22 protein-coding genes and 1 other RNA gene are annotated in these 21412 nt (G+C 68.8%); 6 read left to right on the top strand and 17 right to left on the bottom strand.

Features of this window, described 5'->3' with window-relative positions:
• Positions 1-193: 193 nt before the first annotated feature.
• The 7 genes from J2W78_RS05580 to ligA form a co-directional block, all read right to left on the bottom strand.
• On the bottom strand, positions 194-2050 hold the full coding sequence (locus J2W78_RS05580) for a peptidoglycan D,D-transpeptidase FtsI family protein (RefSeq protein ID WP_253368734.1): 1857 nt from the start codon (positions 2048-2050) through the stop codon (positions 194-196).
• Positions 2051-2057: 7 nt separating this feature from the next.
• The gene (gene ftsL, locus J2W78_RS05575) at positions 2058-2489 is read right to left on the bottom strand and encodes a cell division protein FtsL (RefSeq protein ID WP_253368731.1); all 432 of its coding nucleotides are present in this window, start codon (positions 2487-2489) and stop codon (positions 2058-2060) included.
• Positions 2486-3541, bottom strand: coding sequence for a 16S rRNA (cytosine(1402)-N(4))-methyltransferase RsmH (rsmH, locus tag J2W78_RS05570; protein ID WP_253368730.1), 1056 nt, complete (start codon positions 3539-3541; stop codon positions 2486-2488). The genes ftsL and rsmH overlap by 4 nt, the downstream gene beginning before the upstream one ends.
• A gap of 453 nt (positions 3542-3994) precedes the next feature.
• An RNA gene (gene rnpB / locus J2W78_RS05565) (RNase P RNA component class A) lies at positions 3995-4399 on the bottom strand.
• Positions 4400-4498: 99 nt separating this feature from the next.
• The gene (locus J2W78_RS05560; RefSeq protein WP_253368728.1) at positions 4499-4804 is read right to left on the bottom strand and encodes a type II toxin-antitoxin system RelE/ParE family toxin; all 306 of its coding nucleotides are present in this window, start codon (positions 4802-4804) and stop codon (positions 4499-4501) included.
• Positions 4794-5069: a type II toxin-antitoxin system ParD family antitoxin gene (locus J2W78_RS05555; protein ID WP_253368726.1), complete on the bottom strand. Its 276-nt coding sequence runs from the start codon at positions 5067-5069 to the stop codon at positions 4794-4796. Before J2W78_RS05555 ends, J2W78_RS05560 begins: the two co-directional genes overlap by 11 nt.
• Positions 5070-5142: 73 nt before the next feature.
• Complete coding sequence (ligA, locus tag J2W78_RS05550; protein ID WP_253368725.1) at positions 5143-7587, bottom strand: NAD-dependent DNA ligase LigA; 2445 nt, start codon at positions 7585-7587, stop codon at positions 5143-5145.
• 103 nt (positions 7588-7690) lie between these two features.
• On the opposite strand from ligA, the gene J2W78_RS05545 reads away from it, so the two are divergent.
• Together J2W78_RS05545 and J2W78_RS05540 are read left to right on the top strand one after the other, a co-directional pair.
• Positions 7691-8011 (top strand): hypothetical protein, encoded by a 321-nt coding sequence (locus J2W78_RS05545; protein WP_253368723.1) that lies wholly within the window; start codon positions 7691-7693, stop codon positions 8009-8011.
• 193 nt (positions 8012-8204) lie between these two features.
• Positions 8205-9218, top strand: a complete 1014-nt coding sequence (locus J2W78_RS05540; protein WP_253368721.1) for an adenosine kinase — start codon at positions 8205-8207, stop codon at positions 9216-9218.
• 54 nt (positions 9219-9272) lie between these two features.
• On the opposite strand, the gene J2W78_RS05535 is transcribed toward J2W78_RS05540, so the two are convergent.
• Positions 9273-9695, bottom strand: coding sequence for an FKBP-type peptidyl-prolyl cis-trans isomerase (locus tag J2W78_RS05535; protein WP_253368719.1), 423 nt, complete (start codon positions 9693-9695; stop codon positions 9273-9275).
• A 67-nt stretch (positions 9696-9762) separates the two neighbouring features.
• Complete coding sequence (locus J2W78_RS05530) at positions 9763-10230, bottom strand: hypothetical protein (protein WP_253368717.1); 468 nt, start codon at positions 10228-10230, stop codon at positions 9763-9765.
• 339 nt (positions 10231-10569) lie between these two features.
• On the opposite strand from J2W78_RS05530, the gene J2W78_RS05525 reads away from it, so the two are divergent.
• The gene (locus J2W78_RS05525; RefSeq protein ID WP_253368715.1) at positions 10570-11790 is read left to right on the top strand and encodes a CaiB/BaiF CoA transferase family protein; all 1221 of its coding nucleotides are present in this window, start codon (positions 10570-10572) and stop codon (positions 11788-11790) included.
• 23 nt (positions 11791-11813) lie between these two features.
• Positions 11814-12638, top strand: coding sequence for an enoyl-CoA hydratase/isomerase family protein (locus J2W78_RS05520; protein ID WP_253368713.1), 825 nt, complete (start codon positions 11814-11816; stop codon positions 12636-12638).
• 26 nt (positions 12639-12664) lie between these two features.
• On the opposite strand, the gene J2W78_RS05515 is transcribed toward J2W78_RS05520, so the two are convergent.
• Positions 12665-13342: a GntR family transcriptional regulator gene (locus J2W78_RS05515; protein ID WP_253368711.1), complete on the bottom strand. Its 678-nt coding sequence runs from the start codon at positions 13340-13342 to the stop codon at positions 12665-12667.
• A gap of 268 nt (positions 13343-13610) precedes the next feature.
• On the opposite strand from J2W78_RS05515, the gene J2W78_RS05510 reads away from it, so the two are divergent.
• The gene (locus J2W78_RS05510) at positions 13611-14657 is read left to right on the top strand and encodes a threonine aldolase family protein (protein WP_253368709.1); all 1047 of its coding nucleotides are present in this window, start codon (positions 13611-13613) and stop codon (positions 14655-14657) included.
• 70 nt (positions 14658-14727) lie between these two features.
• On the opposite strand, the gene J2W78_RS05505 is transcribed toward J2W78_RS05510, so the two are convergent.
• From J2W78_RS05505 to J2W78_RS05485, 5 genes are all read right to left on the bottom strand, one after another.
• Complete coding sequence (locus J2W78_RS05505) at positions 14728-15273, bottom strand: DUF4142 domain-containing protein (RefSeq protein ID WP_253368707.1); 546 nt, start codon at positions 15271-15273, stop codon at positions 14728-14730.
• A gap of 83 nt (positions 15274-15356) precedes the next feature.
• The gene (locus J2W78_RS05500; RefSeq protein WP_253368705.1) at positions 15357-16484 is read right to left on the bottom strand and encodes a carboxylate-amine ligase; all 1128 of its coding nucleotides are present in this window, start codon (positions 16482-16484) and stop codon (positions 15357-15359) included.
• Positions 16485-16543: 59 nt separating this feature from the next.
• A complete protein-coding gene (locus J2W78_RS05495; RefSeq protein WP_253368703.1) occupies positions 16544-16915 on the bottom strand; it encodes a hypothetical protein in 372 nt (123 codons plus the stop codon).
• Complete coding sequence (locus J2W78_RS05490) at positions 16912-18573, bottom strand: S10 family peptidase (protein ID WP_253368701.1); 1662 nt, start codon at positions 18571-18573, stop codon at positions 16912-16914. Before J2W78_RS05490 ends, J2W78_RS05495 begins: the two co-directional genes overlap by 4 nt.
• A gap of 59 nt (positions 18574-18632) precedes the next feature.
• Positions 18633-19085: a DNA polymerase III subunit chi gene (locus tag J2W78_RS05485; RefSeq protein WP_012255710.1), complete on the bottom strand. Its 453-nt coding sequence runs from the start codon at positions 19083-19085 to the stop codon at positions 18633-18635.
• A gap of 159 nt (positions 19086-19244) precedes the next feature.
• On the opposite strand from J2W78_RS05485, the gene J2W78_RS05480 reads away from it, so the two are divergent.
• Complete coding sequence (locus J2W78_RS05480) at positions 19245-19538, top strand: hypothetical protein (protein ID WP_253368699.1); 294 nt, start codon at positions 19245-19247, stop codon at positions 19536-19538.
• Between the two features lie 62 nt (positions 19539-19600).
• On the opposite strand, the gene J2W78_RS05475 is transcribed toward J2W78_RS05480, so the two are convergent.
• Together J2W78_RS05475 and J2W78_RS05470 are read right to left on the bottom strand one after the other, a co-directional pair.
• Positions 19601-20764 (bottom strand): glutathionylspermidine synthase family protein, encoded by a 1164-nt coding sequence (locus J2W78_RS05475; RefSeq protein WP_253368697.1) that lies wholly within the window; start codon positions 20762-20764, stop codon positions 19601-19603.
• Positions 20764-21411, bottom strand: coding sequence for a DUF1190 domain-containing protein (locus tag J2W78_RS05470; RefSeq protein WP_253368696.1), 648 nt, complete (start codon positions 21409-21411; stop codon positions 20764-20766). Before J2W78_RS05470 ends, J2W78_RS05475 begins: the two co-directional genes overlap by 1 nt.
• Position 21412: the final 1 nt, after the last annotated feature.

Below are 21412 nucleotides of genomic sequence, written 5' to 3'. Positions count from 1 at the left end.
CAATACTCGAAGTCGCATGAGCGGCTTCGCGGCGCGAAGAGCGTCGCGCGGAGCGGGCATCTCGGGACTTCGGTCCTGAGATGCATCGAGCGGAGCGAAAGCCTGAGCCCGCGGAGGCGGGCGCCGGCGCTTGAGGCTGGCATAAAACCCAGAGTGATCGCTGTAGGCGATCGCCCTGGGGTACAGGCCATCGTCACTGCCCGTCCACCATGGTCGCATGGTAGGCGCCGAGCTTCACCATCAGCGGGAACGGCTTCACCGGCGGATCGAAGCGCGGGGCCAACCCGAGGATCGGCGCGGCCCGCTCGATGATCTTGCCCGTGACCGTGCCGGAATTGTAGGCGGCCGTGGCGTAGCCGCCGGTCTCGGGCAGGCCCTGCGGCTCGTCCATGATCGTCAGGAACAGGTATTTCGGCTTGTCCATCGGGGCGGCGGCCATGAAGGTCGTGAACAGGCGGTTCTTGGCGTAGCGCCCGTTGATGACCTTCTCCGCCGTGCCGGTCTTGCCGCCGACGTAGTAGAGCGGGATCGACGCCTTCTTGGCCGAGCCCTCGACGGCGTTGAGGCGCATGATGAAGCGCATCGCCTCGCTGGCCTCCGGCTTCATCACGTGGCTGGCCTTGCCCCGCGCGGTCGGCTCGTCGGTCTTGAGGAAGGTCGGCGTCATCAGGTCGCCGCCATTGATGATCGCCGCCACCGCCGCCGCCGCCTGGATCGGCGCCACCGCGATGCCGTGGCCGAAGGCGATGGTGATGGTGTTGATCTCGGCCCAGCGCGGCGGAAGGATCGGCGCGGCCGATTCCGGCAGCTCGGTGCGCATCCGGTCGAGCAGGCCCATCTTCTTGAGGAAGGCGCGGTGGCCGGGCACGCCGACGCCGAGCGCCATCTTGGCCGAGCCGATGTTGGAGGAGTGGGTGAACACCTCCGGCATGGTCAGCACGCGCCCGGTGGCGTGGTAATCGTGGATCTTCTGCCGGCCCCAGTGCAGCACGCCGCCGCGGGTGTCGAAGGTGGAGTTGACGTTGTACTTGCCGGAATCGAGCGCCATGGCGAGGGTCATCGCCTTGAAGGTCGAGCCCATCTCGTAGACGCCGACATTCATCCGGTTGATGCGGTCGTCCGACAACGCGTCCTTCGGCTCGTTCGGGTCGAAATCCGGGTAGGAGGCCAGCGCGACGACCTCGCCGGTGGTCACGTCGAGGATCATCGAAGCGCCGGCCTTGGCCTTGAACTTCTCCACGCCCTTCACGAGCTCGTCGCGCAGGGCGAACTGGGCGCGCAGGTCGAGGGACAGCTGGATCGGCGAGAGGTCGGTCTGCTTGGCCACGAGGCCGAACTCGTTGAGCGCCTTGTTGCCGCGGTTGTCGATGTACTTCTCGATGCCGGCGATGCCGATATTGTCGAGGTTGGTCGCACCGATGATGTGCGCGGCCGCGACCCCGTTCGGGTAGACGCGCTTGTGATCGGGAAGGAAGCCGACGCCGGGGATGCCGAGGCGGTGGACTTCGAGCTGTTGCTTCGGCGTGATCTCGCGCTTGATCCAGACGAAGCCCTTCTTCGAGGACAGCTTGGCGCGCAGCTCCGCCGCGTTCAGCTCCGGCAGCACCGCGGTCAGGAGCTCGACCGCCTCGTCGGTGTCGAAGGTGCGCACCATCCGCTTCGGCTCGGCGAAGACCGAGACGGTGCGGATGTCGGTGGCGAGGATCTCGCCGTTGCGGTCGATGATGTCCGGGCGGATCGCCGTGGTGGCGGCGGCTGCCACCCGGTGCTCGTCGCTGTTGCTCGCCGGCGTCGCCGCGATCACGATCAGCCGCACGCTGATGGTAAGGAAGACCGCCGTGAAGGCGAGGCCGACCAGCGCCACGCGGGCATGCGAGCGTTCGATCGCGAGACGGAACATCATCCGGGCGAGCCGCGTCAGCGCCGAGGCCGGCGGCTCGCTTCTCACCACACGGTCCGGGCCCGGCTCCGGCACGGCCGCATCGGCCGCGACCGGCTGCTCGTGCTGCAGACCCTGAGACGGATCTTCCTGGGACGGATCGTGGGACACGGGGACGCTACCTCGAAACCGCGGGCGGGCGGGTGGAGACGGTGCGGGTGGTTACGGAGCCCGTGGTGCGCGGCTCGTCGCGGACGCTCCCCGGCTTGTCCGTCGGGGTCACGGTCGGGGTCGCCGTGGAGGCGAGCAGGCGGCCGATCTCGTCACCGCGGTCGGGCCGGTTCGGCAGGTCGGAGAGGCGGGCGAGATGCCCGTTGCCGATCGGTTCGAGGGTGAGATGCCGCTCGACCGCCGCCTGGAGCCGGTCCGGGCGGGTCAGGAGTTGCCACTCGGCGCGCAGCACCGCGATGGCCTGCCGCTCCCTGTGCAGTCCGGTCTTCAGCTTGGAGACCTGACCCGCCTGATAGAGCGTGTCGTATTTGATCGAGTAGGCGTAGACCGCCGAGCCGATCAGCCCGACGATCGCCAGCACGTTGAGAAGCCGGATCACCGCCGTGGCCCCCGTCCCTGTGGAGCCGGCAGGCTCGCCAGCGTTTCGATGGCGCTCAGCACCGGCGGCGCGGGCGCGTCGGTCCGCTCGCCGGCGCGCAGCTTGGCCGAGCGCGACCGCGGGTTCACGTCCGTCTCGGCTTCCGAGGGCAGGATGGGGCCCTTGGTCACCAGCTTGAAACTCTTGGGCGCCGGCCGCTCCACGCCCGGGACGTGCCGGGAGGCCTGCGCCGCCCGGCCGCTGCGGGCGGAGAAGAACTGCTTGACGATGCGGTCTTCCAGCGAATGGAACGTCACCACCGCGAGCCGGCCGCCGGGCTTGAGCACCCGCTCGGCGGCATGCAGGCCGCGCACCAATTCGCCGAGTTCGTCGTTCACCGCGATCCGCAGGCCCTGGAAGCTGCGGGTCGCCGGATGGATCGGGCTGCCGGGCTCGGGCCGCACCACGCCGGCGATGAGGTCGGCAAGCTGCGCCGTTGTCTCGATCGGGGCGCGGCGCCGCGCCTCGACGATGGCGCGGGCCACCGCGCGCGAGCGGCGCTCCTCGCCGAAATGGTAGAGGATGTCGGCGAGCGTGGTCTCCTCCTCGCCGTTCACGAGGTCGGCTGCCGAGGGGCCCTCCCCGCCCATGCGCATGTCGAGCGGCCCGTCCTGCCGGAACGAGAAGCCGCGCTGCGCCTCGTCGATCTGCATCGAGGACACGCCGATATCGAGCACGACCCAATCGGCCTGCGCCTCGTCCTGATCGGCAATGAGCGTGTCGAGATCGCCGAAGCGCCCTTGGACCAGTCGCAGTCGGCCCCCGGAGGCATTCACGAGATCCGCTCCGCCCCGGATCGCGCTGGGATCGCGGTCGATGGCGATCACGCGCACCTCCGGCCCGGCCTCGAGCAGCGCGCGGGTGTAGCCGCCCGCACCGAAGGTGCCGTCCACGGCCAGGCCCGGCCGGTCGAGGGAGAGCGCGGCGAGAACTTCGGCGAGCAGGACGGGAACGTGGCGAGCCTGCTCGCCCTTCGGCATCTCGGGCCTTGCCGTGCGCGGCGCCCGGCTCATCGGCATTGCCCCGCGGCGCTCTCGCGGAGTCCGGAGACAGCTCGGGCGCGACCCGGCGAGGGATGCATCATGGGAGCCTGCAGAGTGGACGGACCGCAGGGCGGCCCGATCAGATGGGGCGACGCCGAACCGCGAGCGGCTCCGGCCATGCGCGCGCAGTCCCGCGAGGCAACCTGAGCGAGTGTTGGCCGATCCAGAACAGGGCGTCAACGGGATGGCGCGGGGTAACATGGGCCCTCGAAACGCGTCAACGAGCTTGACCATGCAGGCAGCTCTGATCTGACCGCATCAAGGTTAACCGAGCGTCAATAACGGGGTCGTTTTCTTGAGGTTTACCAAGCGGCGCCGCGGCAACTCTCTCCACGGGCGTCCGATGCGCTGCGGCGGAATTCGCGAAACTCAGGACGCACTTGCCCCGACGGAACCAGGACCGCACGCGTCGGTCGGATCGGGTGGATCAGCCGGCCTGTAAGCCGGGTTCTGTAGGGCCCGTGAGATGAACTCACGGACGTGGCAGCCATTCCTCTGGGACGTCCGTTACCGGCCGCCTCGAGCAACCAACCCGGGCGACGAGCCTGGAGAGAGGGCCTGCCCTCCCCTCGCGGGAAAGGCGTGTCGCCCCTATTCGGTTTTGCTCCCGGTGGGGTTTGCCGTGCCGTCCGCGTTGCCGCGTCCGCGGTGCGCTCTTACCGCACCCTTTCACCCTGACCTTGCGAAGGACGAGCCCAAGCAAGGCGGTCTGCTCTCTGTGGCACTGTCCCTAGGGTCGCCCCCGCCGGAGGTTATCCGGCACCGTCTCTCCATGGAGCCCGGACTTTCCTCCCCGTCTGACGACGGAGCGGCCGCCCGGCCGGCTGATCCGGGGCCCCGATTGCGCCGCGGGGCGCGCGGGGTCAAGGCTCGGCAGGCATTTCTCATCGGAAGAAAGAGGGCATATCGGCGACTCGGCAGCCACCCTCAATTCGGGATTTCGTCTGCTCTGAAGTCTCGGCCGCCATAGAGCACGCGCAGGACTTCGACCCGCTCACGGGTCCCCCGATAGACGATCAGAATACGGCGCTCCATCGCCCAGGTGCGCAGGCCGGCGGAGATATCGTCATGCGGCGAGCCTTTCTCAGGAAATTCCGTTAGACCCCGGCATGCGGCCTCGATCCGGTCGAGAAAGCTGCTGGCGCGAGCTGAGCCGCTTCGTTCGTCGATGTAGTCGTAGATGCCAAACAGGTCGGCCCTGGCAAGCCGGTGGAAGGTGAGTTCACACGTCATCCTTGTCGGCCTTCCGACGCCCCGCGTGATGGGCGCGCAGTTCCGCAAACACCTGATCGGCCGGGAGCGGTTGGCTAGGATCGTCCAGTGCCTCCTGCACCTTCCGATGCAGGACGGTTTCGATGGCTGCTTCCTCGCGTTCCAGGGCACGTAGCCCTGCGCGAACCACCTCGCTGACCGAGGCGTATGTGCCGGAGCGGATGCGGGCCTCTACTCGATCCTGCATCTCGCCGAGGGTGACGGTGACGGGCTTGCTGCTTCGCATGACACTTGCCAGTGCTTCGAGAGCGATCGGCCCAGTGTATGACAAAGTCATTGCCGGCCCAAGGGCAAGTGCCTCACGCCTCCGCCAGCATCGCCAGCCAATCGTCCTCCGAGATTACCTTCACCCCGTGGCGCTCGGCGTCCTTGAGTTTCGAGCCGGCGCCGGGGCCGGCGACCACGAGGTCGGTCTTGGCCGAGACCGAACCCGAGACCTTGGCGCCGAGGCGCTCGGCGGTGGCCTTGGCCTCGCTGCGGGTCATCTTTTCGAGGGTGCCGGTGAACACCACGGTCTTGCCGGCAAACGCCGCTGCCGAGGCCGTGGCGGCGAGCGGCTCGGTTCCCACCTCTTCGAGCAGCGCCCGCACCGCCGCGTCGTTGTGCGGCTCGGAGAAGAACTGAATCAATGAATCCGTCGCCACGGGACCGATCTCGCCGTCATCGGCGAACAGCCGGTAAGCGTCACCGGGCCGCTGCGAGGCGGCCCGCTCCAGCGCCGCGTCCGTAGCCTCCTCGCTGCCGTAATGGGCGAGCACCGCCTCGCGCTGGCTGGGCGTGAGCCGCCCGCGCAGGCGCGCACCGAGGGGCAAATCCTGCATCGCCTCGCCGGGCAACGGATCGAGTGTTTCGAACAGCCGGTCGCGGGTGCCGGGGCCGATCCGCGGGAGTGCCGAGAGTTCGAGCCAGTCCTGGCCGGCCTGCTCCCGCGTCGCCGTCTCGATCGCCGCCATCAGGGCGGGCATGTCGGGGAAGCGCTTGGCCAGCGCCTTCGCCGTCGATTCGCCGATCTGCGGGATGCCGAGCGCGAACAGGAAGCGGTTGAGCGGGATTGTTCGGCGTGCGTCGAGCGAGGCGAGCAGATTTTTGATCGCCTTGTCCTCCTCCTCGCCCTTCTTCTTGGTCGGCTTCTTCGGCGCCGGCTCGCCCTCGGCGCGGCGTTGCGCAGACAGCGCCTCGCGCCGGGCGACGATCGCGGCCTTCAGGGGCTCGAATGGCAGGCGGAACAGATCGGCGGGCTGCTTCACGAGGCCGGCTTCGAACAGCACCTCGATATAGGTCTGCCCGAAGCCTTCGAGGTCGAAGCCATTGCGCGAGACGAAGTGCTTGAGCCGCTCCACCCCCTGCGCCGGGCAGATCAGCCCCCCGGTGCAACGGCGGATCGCGTCGATCTTCTTCGTGCGTGGGTTGAGTTCGCGCACGGCCCGGCTGCCGCAGGCCGGGCAGGTGTCCGGGAAGACGTAGGGCACCGCATCGGCCGGGCGCTTGTCGAGCACCACGTCCCGCACCTTCGGGATGACGTCGCCTGCGCGCACCACGATCACCGTGTCGCCGACGCGGATGTCGCGGCCCTCGCGGATCGGGTCACCGTCGGCGCCGACGCCTTGCACGTAGCCCTCGTTGTGCAGCGTCGCGTTCGAGACCACGACGCCGCCGACAGTGACGGGCTTGAGGCGCGCCAGCGGGTTGAGTGAGCCGGTGCGGCCGACATTGATGTCGATGGCCAGAAGTTCGGTGATCGCTTCCTGCGCCGCGAATTTGTGCGCCAGCGCCCAGCGCGGTGCCCGGCTGACGAAGCCGAGCCGGCGCTGGAAGCCGAGGTCGTCTACCTTGTAGACGACGCCGTCGATGTCGTAGCCGAGCCCCGCCCGCTCGGCCTCGATGGCGCGGTAATGCGCGATCATCTCTTCGGCCGAGCGGCACAGCTTGGTCCGCGGGTTCACCGGTAGGCCCCAGCCTCGGAACCGCTCCAGCACCGCCGATTGCGTGTCGGCGAAGGGCTCGGAGACCTCGCCCCAGGCATAGGCGAAGAAGCGCAAGGGGCGCGACGCGGTGATCGCCGGATCGAGCTGGCGCAGCGAGCCGGCGGCGGCGTTGCGCGGATTGGCGAAGAGCGGTTTGCCCGCCGCCTCCTGGCGCGCGTTGATGGCGGCGAAATCCTCGTGCGAGAGATAGACCTCGCCGCGCACCTCCAGCACCTCGGGGATGCCCTCGCCAGAGAGCGTTTCAGGGATGTCGTTCACCGTCAGCGCGTTGGCGGTGACGTTCTCGCCAACCTCGCCGTCGCCCCGTGTCGCCGCGGTGACGAGCCGGCCCGCCTCGTAACGCAGCGACAACGACAGGCCGTCGATCTTCGGTTCGGCGGTGAAGGCCAGAGGCTCCTCGGTCGCGAGGTTCAGGAAGCGGCGCACGCGGGCGACGAATTCCTCGACATCCTCGTCGGCGAAGGCGTTGCCGAGCGACAGCATCGGCACCGCGTGGCGGACCTTGGCGAACTTCTCCGAAGGCTTGGCGCCGACGCCCGCGCTCGCCTCGGTGGTGCCACTCAGCGCGGGAAAATGCGCCTCGATCGCCTCCAGCTCCATGCGCAGGGTGTCGTACTCGGCGTCCGTGAGTTCGGGCGCATCCTCATTGTAGTAAAGATCGTTCGCCCGCTCGATCGCCCGCGACAGCTCGACATGGCGCGCCTGGGCGGCATCCTCGCTCAAGGCTTCGACGTCGGCGGAGAGGGGCGTGCTCGGCATGAGCTGCGTTTACCGCATCTCGCGCGACCGTGCGTTAACGCGACCCCATTCCCGCCACAACTCGACCGTCAGAACCCTCGAAACGACGGCTCGGGGACGGACCATGGCAGGACGCATCATCACGGCACTGGCGCTTGCCGGCCTCGCGGGACCGGCGCTCGCCGCCCCCTGCACGCCGCCGACGCCTCCGCCCGCGGAGGCACGGCCGGAAAAGCCGAAGCTTCCCGAAAAGCCCGCCTGCCTCGACAAGAAGGACGGCTGCCCCGGCTGGGAGGCTTACAGCTACAACGACGCGATCAAGGCCTACAACGCCCAGGCTCAGGCTTTCCAATCGATCGCAGGGGCTTACGTCCAGCGGCTCAATGCTTACGTCAAAGCGAGTTCGGATTACGCGCAGTGCGAGGTGAAGGCGCTGCAGCAGTGATGACGGTTACTGAGTTCATCGACTTGGCCAAGGGACGGCATCGCCGCCTCGGGTGATCTCTCGCTCGATCCGCCCGGCCTCACCCTTCCCGTCGCGGCCCTGGTCGCGGAGCCTTGAGCCGGCCTTTGCTTGACGCTTGCCGAGCGGGGTGCGACAGGCCCGGCCCATCTGTCACGCGAGACCGGACGGCCCGATGTCCCAATCCCTCGACCTCCTCGTCCTCGGCAACGCCATCGTCGATCTCATCGCCCACGCCGACGAGGACTTCCTCGTCAAGCAAGGGGTCGCGAAGGGCGCAATGCAGCTCATCGACGAGCCGCGGGCCGAGACCCTCTTCGAGGTGATGGGCCCGGCGACCGTCGTCTCCGGCGGTTCGGGTGCCAACACCGCCGTCGGCGCCGCTCTGCTCGGTGCCAAGACCGGCTTCGTCGGCAAGGTGCACGAGGACGAACTTGGCCGCCTGTTCAGCCACGACCTGAAGGCGACCGGCGTGCGCTTCGACGTGCCCCCCGCGACCGAGGGCCCGGCCACTGCCCGCTGCTTCATCCTGGTGACGCCCGACGGCGAGCGCACCATGAACACCTATCTCGGCGCCTGCCAGGGCCTCTCCCCCGACGACGTGGACGAGGCGATCGTGCGCTCGGCCCGCGTCACCTATCTCGAAGGTTACCTGTGGGATCCGCCGGCTGCCAAGGACGCGTTCCGCAAGGCGGTGAAGGTCGCGCATTCCGCCGGCAACGCCGTGGCGCTGACCCTGTCGGACGCGTTCTGCGTCGGCCGCTACCGCGAGGAATTCCTCGAACTGATCCGCAACGGCAGCATCGACATCCTGTTCGCCAACATCGGTGAGTTGCAGAGCCTCTATCAGACCGACGATCCGGACGCCGCCGTTGCGGCTCTGCGCGAGGAGCGCGGCGGCCAGGGCACGCATCTGCTCGGCCTCGTCACCCGCTCGTCCCAGGGCGCGCTGGTGGTGCGCGGGGGCGAGGTGCGGGCGGTGGATGCCTTCCCGGTGCGCGAGGTCATCGACACCACCGGGGCCGGCGACCTGTTCGCGGCGGGCTTCCTCGCGGGCTACACCCGCGGCATCGACTACGTGGCCTCGGCCCGTCTCGGCGCGCTCGCGGCGGCCGAGGTCATCGAGCATATCGGCGCGCGGCCGCAGCGCGATCTCCTGGCGCTGGCGCGCGAGCACAAGCTGATCTGAGACCGCCACGAAGGCGATCCGGCGCCCGCGAGGGCGCCGGACGGAAATCGACGATCAGCGCGAGCCGATCAGCTCGACGTCGAAGATGAGCGTGGCGTTCGGCGGGATCACGCCGCCGGCGCCGCGGGCGCCGTAGCCGAGATCCGGCGGAATCGTGAGGATGCGGCGGCCGCCGGCCTTCATCGTGGCAACGCCCTCGTCCCAGCCGCGGATCACCTGGCCCGCGCCGATGGTGAACGAGAAGGGCTGGCCGCGATCGCGCGACGAATCGAACTTCTTGCCACGCTTGCCGCCGCCCTCATCGAGCCAGCCGGTATAGTGGACGGTGACCTGCTGGCCGGTCTTCGGCTCGGGGCCGGTGCCGACCACCTCGTCGGTGTAGCTGAGGCCCGAGGGCAGCGTGACGGGCTGGGCGGCGGAAGCGGCACTGGTCATGGCGAGGGCGATGGCTCCGGCTAGGGGAATGATCGAGCGCATGAATCTCGTCTCGGCGCGTCGTCGCTGACGACGGGGCGCGCGGGTTAACACGCGCCCGGCTGCAAGGCTAATAGCGGGCGGTGATCGCCCCACGCTCCATAGACGGGCAGGCGCCGGCCTGCGGGCCGACCACGAGGTCGCCCTGGCGCGGATTGTTGAGGGCAAGCGGGCCCGGATCCTTCCGGCCGATGAAGCCGCCGCCGAGCTGCTCCTCGAAGAAGCCGTCGCTGAAGCGGATGTAGCAGCGGTCGATGACGGCAACGGTGCTGTAGCTCGCCCGATAGGCGGCCTGCTCCGGCAGGGCGCCGGGACCGCAGGTCAAGGCCACGTCGATGCGGCCGGATTGATAATACTGGATCGTCTGCGAGCGGTTCGGCTGCACCGCGACCCATGGTCCGCCGTCGCGGCTGACGAGGGCGATGTAGCCGGATTTGTTGATGATGCGGCGGGCGCAGGACGCCTCTGTCGGAGCGATGCTCGCTGCCGTCACGGCGAGGGCCGCCGCAAGTCCCAGTGCCGTGCTCAACCCGCGCATCGATCCCTCCGCTCCATAGGGCCGAAAGGGAGACATTCCGACGGCCACGCTTTCGCCGACAACCAGGAGCCGGCTCGCGCGTTCCATCGCGCGCATCGAACACGCCCGTTGTTTCGCCCTTGTGCGAGAAACCGCATTCAAAATAGGTTGCCTCGCCGGCGATCGGGGCCATAAAATCAATTCAAAATGCGGGTCATCATTGCCTCTCACGCGGCTCTATCGCTGCACGGGAGGGAAGGTCGGCCGTCGTTGGGAGGATTGAGGTGATGGGCTCTCGGCCAGCTTCCAATTCGCGTCGTGCGTGTGCCTCGACCCGGCGGCACGACTGAGGCGCGGTCGATGACGGAAGCCGCGAAGTCCGGCCCGCTGGCCGGCGTGAAGGTCATCGAACTCGCCCACATCATGGCCGGACCGGTCTGCGGGTTGATGCTCGGCGACATGGGCGCCGAGGTCATCAAGGTCGAGAAGATCGATGGCGGTGATGACACCCGCCGCTCGGTGCCGCCGGCGATCGAGGGCGAGAGCGCCGCCTACATGATGATGAACCGCGGCAAGCGCGGGATCGCCCTCGACCTCAAGAGCGGGGAAGGCAAGGCGGTGCTGCGTCGCCTGCTCGCAGATACCGATGTGCTGATCGAGAACTACCGCGCCGGCACGATGGAGCGCCTTGGCCTCGGTTACGACGTCCTCAGCGCGGAGTTTCCGGGACTGATCTACTGCTCGCTCTCGGGCTTCGGCCGCTCAGGGCCCTACGCCGAGCGCGCCGGCTTCGACCTCGTGGCGCAGGGCATGAGCGGGCTGATGAGCATCACCGGCGAGGGGCCGGGCCGGCCGCCGATGAAGTGCGGTCCGCCGGTCACCGACATCACTGCCGGCATCCTGGCGGCGATGGGCGTGCTCGCCGCCCATGTCCACAAGCTGAAGACCGGCGAGGGGCAGGTCGTCGATACCTCGCTGTTCGAGGCCGGGATCACCCTCACCTACTGGCAATCGGCCATCGCCATGGCGACCGGCGTCGCGCCGGGGCCGATGGGCTCGGCCCATCCGCTGAACGCGCCCTACGAGGCGTTCGAGACGGCGGATGGTTGGATCACCCTCGGCGCGGCGAACCAGACCAACTGGCTGCGCCTGCTTGCGGTGCTCGGCGCCGAAGATCTCGCCGCCGATCCGCGCTTCTCGGCCAACCGCGACCGGATGGCGAACCGCGCGGCCCTGGCCCAGGCGCTGGCCCCGCATTTCCGCACCGCGCCCTCCGCCGACTGGCTCGCGCGGCTGGAAGCCGGCGGCGTGCCGGCCGGACCGGTGCTCGACGTGCTCGCGATGCAGGCCGACCCGCAGGCCCGCGCCCGCGAGATGGTGGTCGAGGTCGAGCATGCCCGCGCCGGGCGGATGAGCACGCTCGGTCTGCCGGTCAAATTCTCGGCGACGCCGGGGCGGGTGCATGGCCCCGCGCCGCTGCTCGGCGAGCACAGCCGCGCCATCTTGGCCCAAGCCGGCTATGACGGGGCGGCGATCGACGATTTGATCGCTCGGGGCGTCGTGCGCGAGACGACGGCCTGAGACGCTTGACGAGGAACCGCCCCATGAACGCTGACGCCGAGACCGCTGCGACCGACGAACTGCTCTTCGCGGTGGACGCGGCGGGCATCGCCCGCATCACCCTCAACCGGCCGAAGGCGCGCAACGCGCTGACCTTCGCGATGTATCGCGGGCTGGTGGAACTGTGCGAGCGGATCGAGGCGGACCGCGCGATCAAGGCGATGATCATCACCGGCGCCGGGGACAAGGCGTTCGCGGCGGGCACCGACATCGCCCAGTTCCGTAGCTTCAGCAAACCTGAGGATGCGATCGGCTACGAGCGCTTCATGGACCGGGTGCTCGGCGGCCTGGAGCGCCTGCGGGTGCCGACCATCGCGGCGGTCGCCGGAGCCTGCACCGGCGGCGGCGCGGCCATCGCTGCGGCCTGCGATATGCGCATTGCCAGCCGCGACGCCCGCTTCGGCATCCCCATCGCCCGCACGCTCGGCAACTGCCTCTCGCAGAACACACTGAGGCGGCTGGCGAATCTCATCGGCGCGCCGCGCGTGAAGGACATCCTGTTCACCGCTCGGCTCGTCGAGGCGCAGGAGGCTCTGGCGATCGGCCTCGTCAACGAGGTGGTCGAGGATGCCGCGGCCGTCGCGGCCCGCGCGGATGCGCTGGCGACCCTGCTCGCGAGCCACGCGCCCCTCACCCTCCAGGCCACCAAGGAAGGCCTGCGACGGATCGGCGAGGAGGGCGCGGCGGAGGCCGCCGAGGGCGAGCGGCCCGGCGACGACCTGATCGTGATGACCTACATGAGCGAGGATTTCCGAGAGGGCATGGAGGCCTTCCTCGGCAAGCGCTCGCCCCACTTCAAAGGGCGCTGAGCCGGCGTCCGTTCGATCGCGGCGCCTCAGGTCTCCTCTTCGCCGTAGATCGCGGCGATCACCGGTTTCTTGGAGCGGATATGCCGGCGCATGAGCGCGGCGAGTTCCTCGCCGTCGCGGGCGCGGAGCAGCGGGATCATCCGCTTGTGCTCCTCGACCGCCTGGGCCCATTGCGCCTCGGTCTGGTGGGCGCTGTAGCGGGAGCGTTGAATCCGGCCGGTGAGACCCAGATACAGGCTGCGCAACTTAGTGTTGCGGCTGGCGAGCATGATCGCTTCGTGGATCTCGCGGTTCAGACGGAAGTAGATCGCCTCGTCGCGGGCCTGCCACGCCGCCATCATCGCCTGATGCTTCGCCTCGATCTCCGCCAGTTCCTCGTCGCTGATCGTCCGGCAGGCAAGGTCGCAGGCGGTCGCTTCGAGCCCGGCGATGACCTCGATCATCTCCTCCAACTCGTCGGGTGAGATGCTTGCGACCCGCGCGCCGCGATTGGGCAGCAGCTCCAGAAGTCCTTCGGTCGCCAGGATCTTGATCGCCTCGCGCAGCGGCGTGCGCGAGATTCCGAACCGCTCGGTCAACTCGCTCTCGTTGACGCGCGCACGCGGCTCGAGTTCGCCTTCGTTGATCAGTTCACGCATCCGATCCGCCACCTCGTCATGAAGGTAGCGACGGCTGATCCCGATACTGGGCTCAATTCTATTCATCGAGCTCTCAAAGAATTTTAAATGCGAAACTACGCGTCGCAATTTCTAGACTTGCGGCTACCGTCTGTCGAGATACGTGGCCGTTCCCAGCTTCGTGAGCCACACGGAAAGTTCCGGGCCTGCGGACGCCGACCGTCGGTGCGGAACGCGGGACGGCTTGCGGTGAATTGAATTTTTCATGCATTCAGAGGCGCTGTCGAAGCCCGTTGCGGCGGAGGGTAGCGGCATGGCCCACCGGACGGGGCCCGTCGCCAGGAAGGGATGCGCCATGATCGACCTGTTCAGCGACACCCAGACGCGTCCGACACCGGGCATGCGAGAGGCCATGGCGCGGGCAGAGGTCGGCGACGAGCAGTCGAATTCCGATCCGACCACCAATGCCCTATGCGAGCGCGTGGCGGAGATGCTCGGTCAAGAGGCGGCGGTGTTCATGCCGTCGGGCACGATGTGCAACCTCGCGTCGATCCTCGTCCATTGCCGACCCGGCGACGAGATTATCGTCGACGACCAGTCCCACATCTACAACACCGAGGCCGCAGGCTCCGCCGCGATCGGTGGCGTCTCGGTGAAGGCGCTGCCGACACGAGTCGGACTGTTCACCCTGGCCCAGGTCGAGGCGGCGATCAGGGTTCCGCAGCGGACGGCGCCGCGCTCACGGCTGGTCTCGGTCGAGCAGACGACGAGCTTTTCCGGCGGTACGGTCTGGGACATCGGCGAGATGCGCCTGATCCGCGACTACGCGCAGGCGCGCGGGCTGAAGGCGCATATCGACGGGGCGCGCCTGCTCAACGCGGTCGTGGCAACCGGCCTTTCGGCGGCGGAGTATGCGGCCGGCTTCGACAGCGCCTGGATCGATCTCAGCAAGGGCCTCGGTTGCCCGGTCGGGGCGGTCCTGTGCGGAACGCGGGATTTCATCGAGCAGGCGTGGCAGTGGAAGTACCGGCTCGGCGGCGCGATGCGCCAGTCGGGCGTTCTGGCGGCGGCGGGTCTCTACGCCCTCGACCACCACATGACGCAGCTCGCCGAGGACAACGCCAACGCCGGCCGGCTGCACCGGGCCATCGCCGACGTGCCGGGCTTGGGTTTCGACCCAACGGCGGGGCAGTCGAACATCCTGTGCTTCACGGTGGACGCCTTGGGCATCACCGCCTCGACCTTCGCGAACGCCTGTCTCGAAGACGGGGTGCGGGTGCGGGCGATCGGAGCGCATCAGATCCGCGCGACCGCCAATCTCGACGTGGATCGCGCAGGCATCGACCGGGCGGCGGAAGTGATCCGCGCAAAGGCCGCGGCGTTCGCAGCAAAGGCCGAGTAGAAGAAACGAACGATCGCGCTTGAAACCGGGCGGCGCTTACAGAAGAACGCCGCCCGAAACGCATAAAGAACTACTTCTTGTTGTCGAGGTCCTGAGCCATCTTCAGGTGCTCGTCGAGATGCGGCTTCGTCTTGATGGCGTAGGCCTTGAGCGCCGCATTGTCGCCGCCCTCGGCGTAGCGCTTGTAGAGGTCGGTGGCGTTCTTGTGCGCCGTGACCTGATCGTCATGATACTGCTTGGTGAAGTCTTCGCCGCTCAGGCTCTTGAGCTTGTCGAGCTTGCTCTGATGGCTCGAATCCAGGGCGGTCGGCATGGTGAGCTTCATATCGCCGGTCTTGACCACGGTCGTCAGCTCGTCCGACGTCATCTTGTGGTCGTCGATCATCTTCTTGGCATAGGCCTTGGTCTTCTCGTCGGCCTTTTCGAGCGCGAGCTGGCTGGTCTGCTTCTCGAACATGTCGCTGATCACGGCTTGCGTGACGAAGTCCTGAGCCGTGGGGGCGACGCCGATCAGCGAGTTCACGCCGGTCTTCTCGCCGACCGATTGGGCATGGGCCGGCATCCCCGCCGCGCCCAGCAGGAGCAGGCAGGCGGCGGCGGTGAGCGTCGTTCTCATGGAAATCTCCTAGGACTGAATCGGATCTGTCGGAGCAACCGGAGCGGGCGTTCGATGTTCCTGTCGGAGCCGGGCGGGAGCCGTCACGCCTCGCAGTTCGCGGTCTCGCGGGCGAGCCAATCGATGACGCAGGACAACGCCTTGCGCTCGCTGCCGCCCGCGGCGAGCGACGCCTCGTAGGCCCGGATCTGCCCGTCGGCGCTGGAGCCGCATTCGGTGATGGTGAGGGCGTGTGCGACCTGCGCGTTGCAGCCCAGAGCCGCCGCATCCTCCGCCACGAGGTCGAGCAGGCGCTCGACGAGACGGCGCACCGGCACCGCCTCCTCCGCAGCCTCATCGATCAGGGCGGCGTGAACGCCGTCGCGCTGCGCCCGCCATAGGTTCTCCATCACGAAGCCCCGCGAGGCGCCCGTCGGCCGGGCGTTCAATTCCGGCCGGCGCACGCAGAGCCGCACGAGGCATCGGTAGAGCGCGGCGATGGCCAGCGTGTCCTTGAGCCGGGTGCAGCTGTCGGCGACCCGCAATTCGAGGGTCGGGTAACGGATCGACGGGCGGATGTGCCACCAGAAATAGGTCGCGTCCTCCACGGCACCCGCCCGCGTCATCACCCGCACGTAGCGCTCGAAGTCGTCGGCCCCATCGAACAGTTCCGGCAGGCCGGTGCGCGGCAATTCGGCATAGGCCCGCAGGCGGTAGCCGGCGAGCCCGGTGCGGTGACGCTCGTAGAAGGGCGAGGAGGTGGAGAGCGCGAGCAGCACCGGCAGGAACGGCATCAGCCGGTTGATGAGGTCGATGCGCCGGTCGGGCTCGGGCACCTCGACATGGACGTGCAGGCCGCAGACGATGGAGCGCCGGCCCACCATCTGCAGCGTCTCGATCATTTTGCGGTAGCGGAGCTTGGCGGTCTCGCGCTGGTCGGTCCAGATCGCGGTCGGGTGGGTGCCGGAGGCGAAGACCTTCAGGCCGTGCTCCCGGCCGATGCCGCACAGGCCGGTGCGGAGCTTGGCCAGGGCCTCGTGGGTCTCGCTGAAGCTCGTCGAGGGCTTGGAGCAGAGCTCGGCCTGGCTTTCGAGCATCTCGCGCTCGACGCCCTCCAGCCGGGTTCGCGCCGCCTTGTGGAAGGCCGAGACCGACTCGCCGGGCGCCGCCCGGGTGCGGCTGCTGGCCAGGAACAGCTCTTCCTCGATCCCGAACCGGTACGCATCTGCCATCGCCCGTCCCACCTTCCCGGTCCGAGGGGAAGCAAGCGCGGGCCCAACTGGTTCGTGCGTTAACGAACGATACGATCCAGGCGGTTGTTCACGAAGAAGTACAGCTCCTTGGCGCCGGGCTCGGTGTAGAGCACCTGCACCTCGCGGCCGGAGCGGCCCTCGCCGACCAGCACGTCGGTGGGCGGGCGACCCTTGAGCCGCACGAGGTCGCACTCGCCGATCCCGGTCGCGATGGCGGCGGCCGTGCTCGGCGCCGGGCCGGTGCAAGCGCCGTTGCCGTCGAGCACGGGGCCAAGCGCGGCGGCCGGCGCCGTCGGGACGGCGGGCAGCACTGCGCTCGGGGGAGGCGGCGGCGGGATCGGTTCGCGGCGCTCGGCGGTGTTGCAGCCCGCCAGCAGCAGGGCGGGTAGGAGTCCGAAATACAGTCTCAAGGCGTCGGTCTCTTCTCCGGCACGGTCGCGCCCAATGCGCTCCCGCCCTTCGCGCTGCCGTCGGAGCGGGTTTCCAGCGCTCGGGCGAACAGGTCGGCGGCGTCGTCGTGGAAGGCGTTGCGCGAGTCCGGCCGCGTGTAGAACATGTGGCCGCCGGGATAAACCGAGAGCTTGAGGCGGTCGGGCGAGCCGTAGACCGGCATCTGGTCCAGCAGCATCTTCGAGCTGAAGTAGGGCGTCACGAGATCGGTGAAGCCGTGGGCGACGAGCACCCGCATCCGTCCGTCGAGCGCCAGCGCGTCCTTCAGTGCGCCCATGGCTTCCGGGGCCGATCGGCCCGAGCCCCAGGTCCAGCCGCGGTTGACCGCGCCGTTGAGCAACTCGTAGCGCATGTTCTCGACACGCCAGTTGAGGCGGCCCTGATAGAGCTGCACCATGGCGGTGGTCAGCGGCGCCTGAAGCGCGTCGAGCACCGGATCCTCGAAGCCCGATTGCGGGGCGGTCGGGTCCGGGTCCCAGCCGGTCACGCCGGTGTCGTAGGCGGAAGACACTCGGCCGGCGTCCCGCCCGATCTCGCGCTGGTAGCTGTGGGCGCTGAGCCGCCCGGCCTGACGCCGCACAGTCTCCGGATCGAGGCCGGTCAGCGCCGAGACCTTCTCGGCGAGGCGCGCCACCGCCTCGCGGTCGGACGGGCCTTTCAGGAGATCGGTGAGATATGCGCCGGACGCGTAGGTCTCGGCCTCCTTCATGAGTTCACGGCTCGGCGTCGTGCCCGCGCGTTCCAGCGCCGCCGCGGCAAACGAGGGGAGCTTTGTCACGAAGCCCCACGGCGTGGTGCGGGCCGGCTGCAGCCACGCGAAGTCGAGCACGGGGGAGAGCAGCACGAGGCCCGAGAGGCCGACGCCGACATCCTGCTGCAGCTTCTGCGCGATCAGCGGGCCGCGGAAGCCACCATAGCTCTCGCCGACGAAGAACTTCGGCGAGGCGAGGCGGTCGTTCTGGCGCAGATAACGGGCGATGGCGGCTGCAAGCACCGAGGCATCCGCATCGACGCTCCAGTACTTCTTGCCGTCGCCGTCCGCCGCGCGGCTGTAGCCGGTGCCGACGGGATCGATAAAGACCAGATCCGTGAAATCGAGCCAGGTCGCCGGGTTCGGCTGGAGCGCGATCGTCTGCGACGGGCTGATCGAGGCGCCGTCGGTCGGCAGGCGCCAGGGGCCGATCGCGCCGATGTTGAGATAGGCCGAGGCCGCGCCCGGTCCGCCATTGACGCCGAAGGTGATCGGCCGGGCAGCGGTCTCCTCCGGCTTGCCCGCCTTCGTGTAGGCGATGAAGGCGATTTCGGACTGAAGCTTACCCTCCTCGTCCACCAGCGCGAGGCTGCCGGCGGTGGCGGTGAAGGCGAGCGCACGGCCGTTCGGCCCGTCGATGCTGTGCTCGGTGGTGGCATCCGGCGGCAGGCGGCGTCCCTCAGGCGCCTTGCGCGGCTGGCCCTGCCCCGGTCCCCTCCCCTGTGCTTGGGCAGGCCCGTCGCCCTGTGCCGGGCCGTGCTGGGCGAGCACCGGCATCGGCCCCAGCCCCACGGCGAGGGAGAGGAGGCCGGCAAGGCAGAGTCGTGCCGTTCCGGCACGGGGAGAGAGAGGGAAGGTTTGCGTCATCGGTCTCTCGCGATCCTTCGGCAGTTGGTCGCGCCGCGCCATCGGACGGGGTGCGGGTCTCACGCCTTCTTGGTCCAGCGCCCGCCCTCGTCCTGCTGCCAGTAGGCGATGGCGTGGCCGGCGGCCTTGGCGCCGCGCCATTGCTCCCGGGCGTGTAGCAGCGCGTCGGTGTCGGTGCCGTCGAACAGGATGCAGATCCGCTGGTAGCTCTCCGCATCCTCCGGCAGTTCCGCGCCCTCCACGAGGAAGCGGATCGAAGCGCCGTTGGGGTTGGTCTCACGCAGGGTCAGCACCACGGGCTGGCTCGCCGCGTCCGTGTCACGGTCCGTGCCGTGGGGCAGGAAGCTCTCGTCGGTATAGGTCCAGAGTCCGTCGTCGAGCGCCTGGAGCCGCTCCTCGCTCACCGCCTGGATCGCCGCTTGCCAGCCGCGCTCCAGCGACTTCTCGACGAGGCTGGGCAGCACCTTTTCGAGGGGCTGGCGCTGGAGGTGGTAGAACAGGATCTCGGTCACGGCATCGAACCATATAGGGTCTACTGCCTCTAGGGCAGTGCGGGCGTGGCGTCGCGGCTGCCGGACCCCTGGATCGCGACGGCAGAGAAAATTCGCACTGAACCATGCCGTCGGAGGCGGGTTCGCTTTCCACAATCAATATCAGGGAAGGAAAGAGCCATGCCGACCAAGATGATCACGCTCGCCGCCGCGCTGACCCTCGCCGTTTCCGGGGCGGCCTTCGCCCAGTCGAGCACCGGCAAGGGCGGAACCGGCGGCACGACGGACAGTGCCAGCCCGGTTCGGAACAACACCGGCAACAGCATGCGGCCGACGAACGGCAGCGCCGCGGGCGCAACCACCGGCTCGACGGGCACCATGGCCCCCGGCGCCACGACCGGCACCGCACCGGGCGGCACCATGGGCGGTGGCGCGGGCAGCGCCGGAGGCGGCAACAGCGCTGCGGGCCGCTAACGAGAGCCGGAGCGCAAGCAAGGGGGCCGGAGCCGATCCGGCCCCTTTTTCCATGCCCGGTCTCAGCCCGGTTCGATCAGGTGCGGCACGAACAGTGCGCCGTCGCCGGTGATCGGGCCGTCGGATTCACGGATGCAGAGACCGGCCGGCGTATCCCCGACGATCCACGCGCCGAGGAGCGGGCGCCGGCCATCGAAGCACGGCAGCTCGGCCAGACCCTGGCGGATGAAGCCGTCCGCACCGTAGGGCCCATCCGCCCCGGCGATGCGAGCCCCATCAGAAAAAATCTCGACATTGGCGCCCTCTCGCGAGAACAGCGGCTTGCGCACATAGGCGCCGCCCATGCTCGCGCAGGCGGGATCTCCCTCGAAGAAGGCCGGCAGCAGGTTCGGGTGGCCGGGCTCGCGGGCCCAGAGATGGACGAGCAGGCCCTTGTTGGAGAGCACCATCTTCCAGGGCGGCTCGAAGAAGCGCGTCGGCGAGGCCGCGACCGCTGCTCCGAACGCGTCCTGAAACGCCCATTCCCAAGGATAGAGCTTGAACAGGGAGGCGAAGGGTTGTTCGTCCGGCCCGCAGAAGGCGCCGTCCGCGCGCAGGCCGATCTGGGCGAGGTCGAGCAGGATCGTCGCGCAGCCGGCCTGGACCGCACAATCCTGAAGGTAGCCGGCGGTGCCGAGGTCTTCCGGGCCGCTCGTATCGGCGGCGAAGGCGAACAGGCCGGGCGGCGCGATCTCGACGAGACGCGCAATCAGTCGTTCGTGGACGGCGTTGAACTGGTCGCCGCCAGGGGCCAAGCGCCCCTCGCGCAACCCCTGTTCGAGCCAGAGCCACTGGAACACGGCGGTCTCGTAGAGCGCGGTCGGCGTGTCGGCGTTGTATTCGAGGAGCTTGGCCGGTCCCGTTCCACCGTAAGAGAAGTCGAGGCGCCCGTAGAGACTTGGATCGTTCCGGCGCCAGCTCGCCCGCACCGTGTCCCAGACCGGCTCGGGAATGGCGAGCGAGGCGAGGATGCGCTCGTCCGCCACCGCTTCGGCGGCGAAGTCGAGGCAGAGGGCGTGCAGGTCTGCGCTCGGCCCTTCGATGTCGTCCTCGATCTCGGCGAGCGTGAAGGTGTAGGCGTGGCTCTCGTCCCAGTAGGGGTCGCCGTCGATGGTGTGGAAGGCAAAGCCCGCATCCCGCGCGATCTCCCGCCAGCCGGGCCGCTCTCCGCAGGCGATGCGGCGCATCAGGTTCCGCCGAAGGAGGAGAAGCCGCGCCCGCTGTTGCCGAAGCCTCCGAACTTCGTCGCCTGCGCAGACCCCGATTTGAGGGAGCCCGATGAGGCGTGGCTCCCCGAACCCGTGGTGATGCGTCCGCCCGATCCGGTGCAGTAGGCACCGTGATGGCCGCTCTGGCCGCTGCTATGGTCGTAGACCGGCTCGGGCGTCACACCTTCGGCGGCCGTGCGCCCGAGCAGGTAGCCGGCCATGCGTGGCACGAAGCGCATCGGGTCGATCACGGCATCGACCGTCCTGTCCAACGCGCAATGGTCGCTGCCGTGATGCTGCTCGCATTGCGGCAGCGACTCGTAATGCGGGGCCGTGGAGGGATAGGCGGCGCGGGCGATGTCGTAGGCAGTGCGGCAATCTTCGGTGGTGCGGATCGCTTCGGCGGTGCAGGCGGTCACGTCCGCGTAAACCAGGACGTCCCGGCCCGGGGCCGTCCGGTCGAGGCCACCCAGGGTGAGCGCGGCGAGGCCCGCACCGGCTACCAGTACGGTCGAGACCGTCTGAGAGCGCTTGGTCGCGGCGCGATCGGGCGGGGTGACGGCCGGCGTGGATCGGCTCGGCGACCGGCGGCCGAAATCTCCCGAAGTCTCGCGGTCGTCCGCCACG

The organism is Methylorubrum extorquens (genome assembly GCF_024169925.1).
Taxonomy (GTDB): domain Bacteria; phylum Pseudomonadota; class Alphaproteobacteria; order Rhizobiales; family Beijerinckiaceae; genus Methylobacterium; species Methylobacterium extorquens_A.
Note: the sequence above shows the minus strand (reverse complement) of the source record. Positions and strands in the feature narration are given on the sequence as shown.

Bases quoted from the DNA above. Each gene is read 5' to 3' on its own strand.
- J2W78_RS05515 (WP_253368711.1), bottom strand. From the start codon at position 13,342: ATGAATAGAATTGAGCCCAGTATCGGGATCAGCCGTCGCTACCTTCAT.
- J2W78_RS05560 (WP_253368728.1), bottom strand. From the start codon at position 4,804: ATGACGTGTGAACTCACCTTCCACCGGCTTGCCAGGGCCGACCTGTTT.
- rsmH (WP_253368730.1), bottom strand. From the start codon at position 3,541: ATGAGCCGGGCGCCGCGCACGGCAAGGCCCGAGATGCCGAAGGGCGAG.
- J2W78_RS05490 (WP_253368701.1), bottom strand. From the start codon at position 18,573: ATGACGCAAACCTTCCCTCTCTCTCCCCGTGCCGGAACGGCACGACTC.
- J2W78_RS05555 (WP_253368726.1), bottom strand. From the start codon at position 5,069: ATGCGAAGCAGCAAGCCCGTCACCGTCACCCTCGGCGAGATGCAGGAT.
- ligA (WP_253368725.1), bottom strand. From the start codon at position 7,587: ATGCCGAGCACGCCCCTCTCCGCCGACGTCGAAGCCTTGAGCGAGGAT.
- J2W78_RS05475 (WP_253368697.1), bottom strand. From the start codon at position 20,764: ATGCGCCGCATCGCCTGCGGAGAGCGGCCCGGCTGGCGGGAGATCGCG.
- J2W78_RS05545 (WP_253368723.1), top strand. From the start codon at position 7,691: ATGGCAGGACGCATCATCACGGCACTGGCGCTTGCCGGCCTCGCGGGA.
- J2W78_RS05510 (WP_253368709.1), top strand. From the start codon at position 13,611: ATGATCGACCTGTTCAGCGACACCCAGACGCGTCCGACACCGGGCATG.
- J2W78_RS05500 (WP_253368705.1), bottom strand. From the start codon at position 16,484: ATGGCAGATGCGTACCGGTTCGGGATCGAGGAAGAGCTGTTCCTGGCC.
- J2W78_RS05535 (WP_253368719.1), bottom strand. From the start codon at position 9,695: ATGCGCTCGATCATTCCCCTAGCCGGAGCCATCGCCCTCGCCATGACC.
- J2W78_RS05520 (WP_253368713.1), top strand. From the start codon at position 11,814: ATGAACGCTGACGCCGAGACCGCTGCGACCGACGAACTGCTCTTCGCG.
- J2W78_RS05540 (WP_253368721.1), top strand. From the start codon at position 8,205: ATGTCCCAATCCCTCGACCTCCTCGTCCTCGGCAACGCCATCGTCGAT.
- J2W78_RS05525 (WP_253368715.1), top strand. From the start codon at position 10,570: ATGACGGAAGCCGCGAAGTCCGGCCCGCTGGCCGGCGTGAAGGTCATC.
- J2W78_RS05480 (WP_253368699.1), top strand. From the start codon at position 19,245: ATGCCGACCAAGATGATCACGCTCGCCGCCGCGCTGACCCTCGCCGTT.
- J2W78_RS05505 (WP_253368707.1), bottom strand. From the start codon at position 15,273: ATGAGAACGACGCTCACCGCCGCCGCCTGCCTGCTCCTGCTGGGCGCG.
- J2W78_RS05530 (WP_253368717.1), bottom strand. From the start codon at position 10,230: ATGCGCGGGTTGAGCACGGCACTGGGACTTGCGGCGGCCCTCGCCGTG.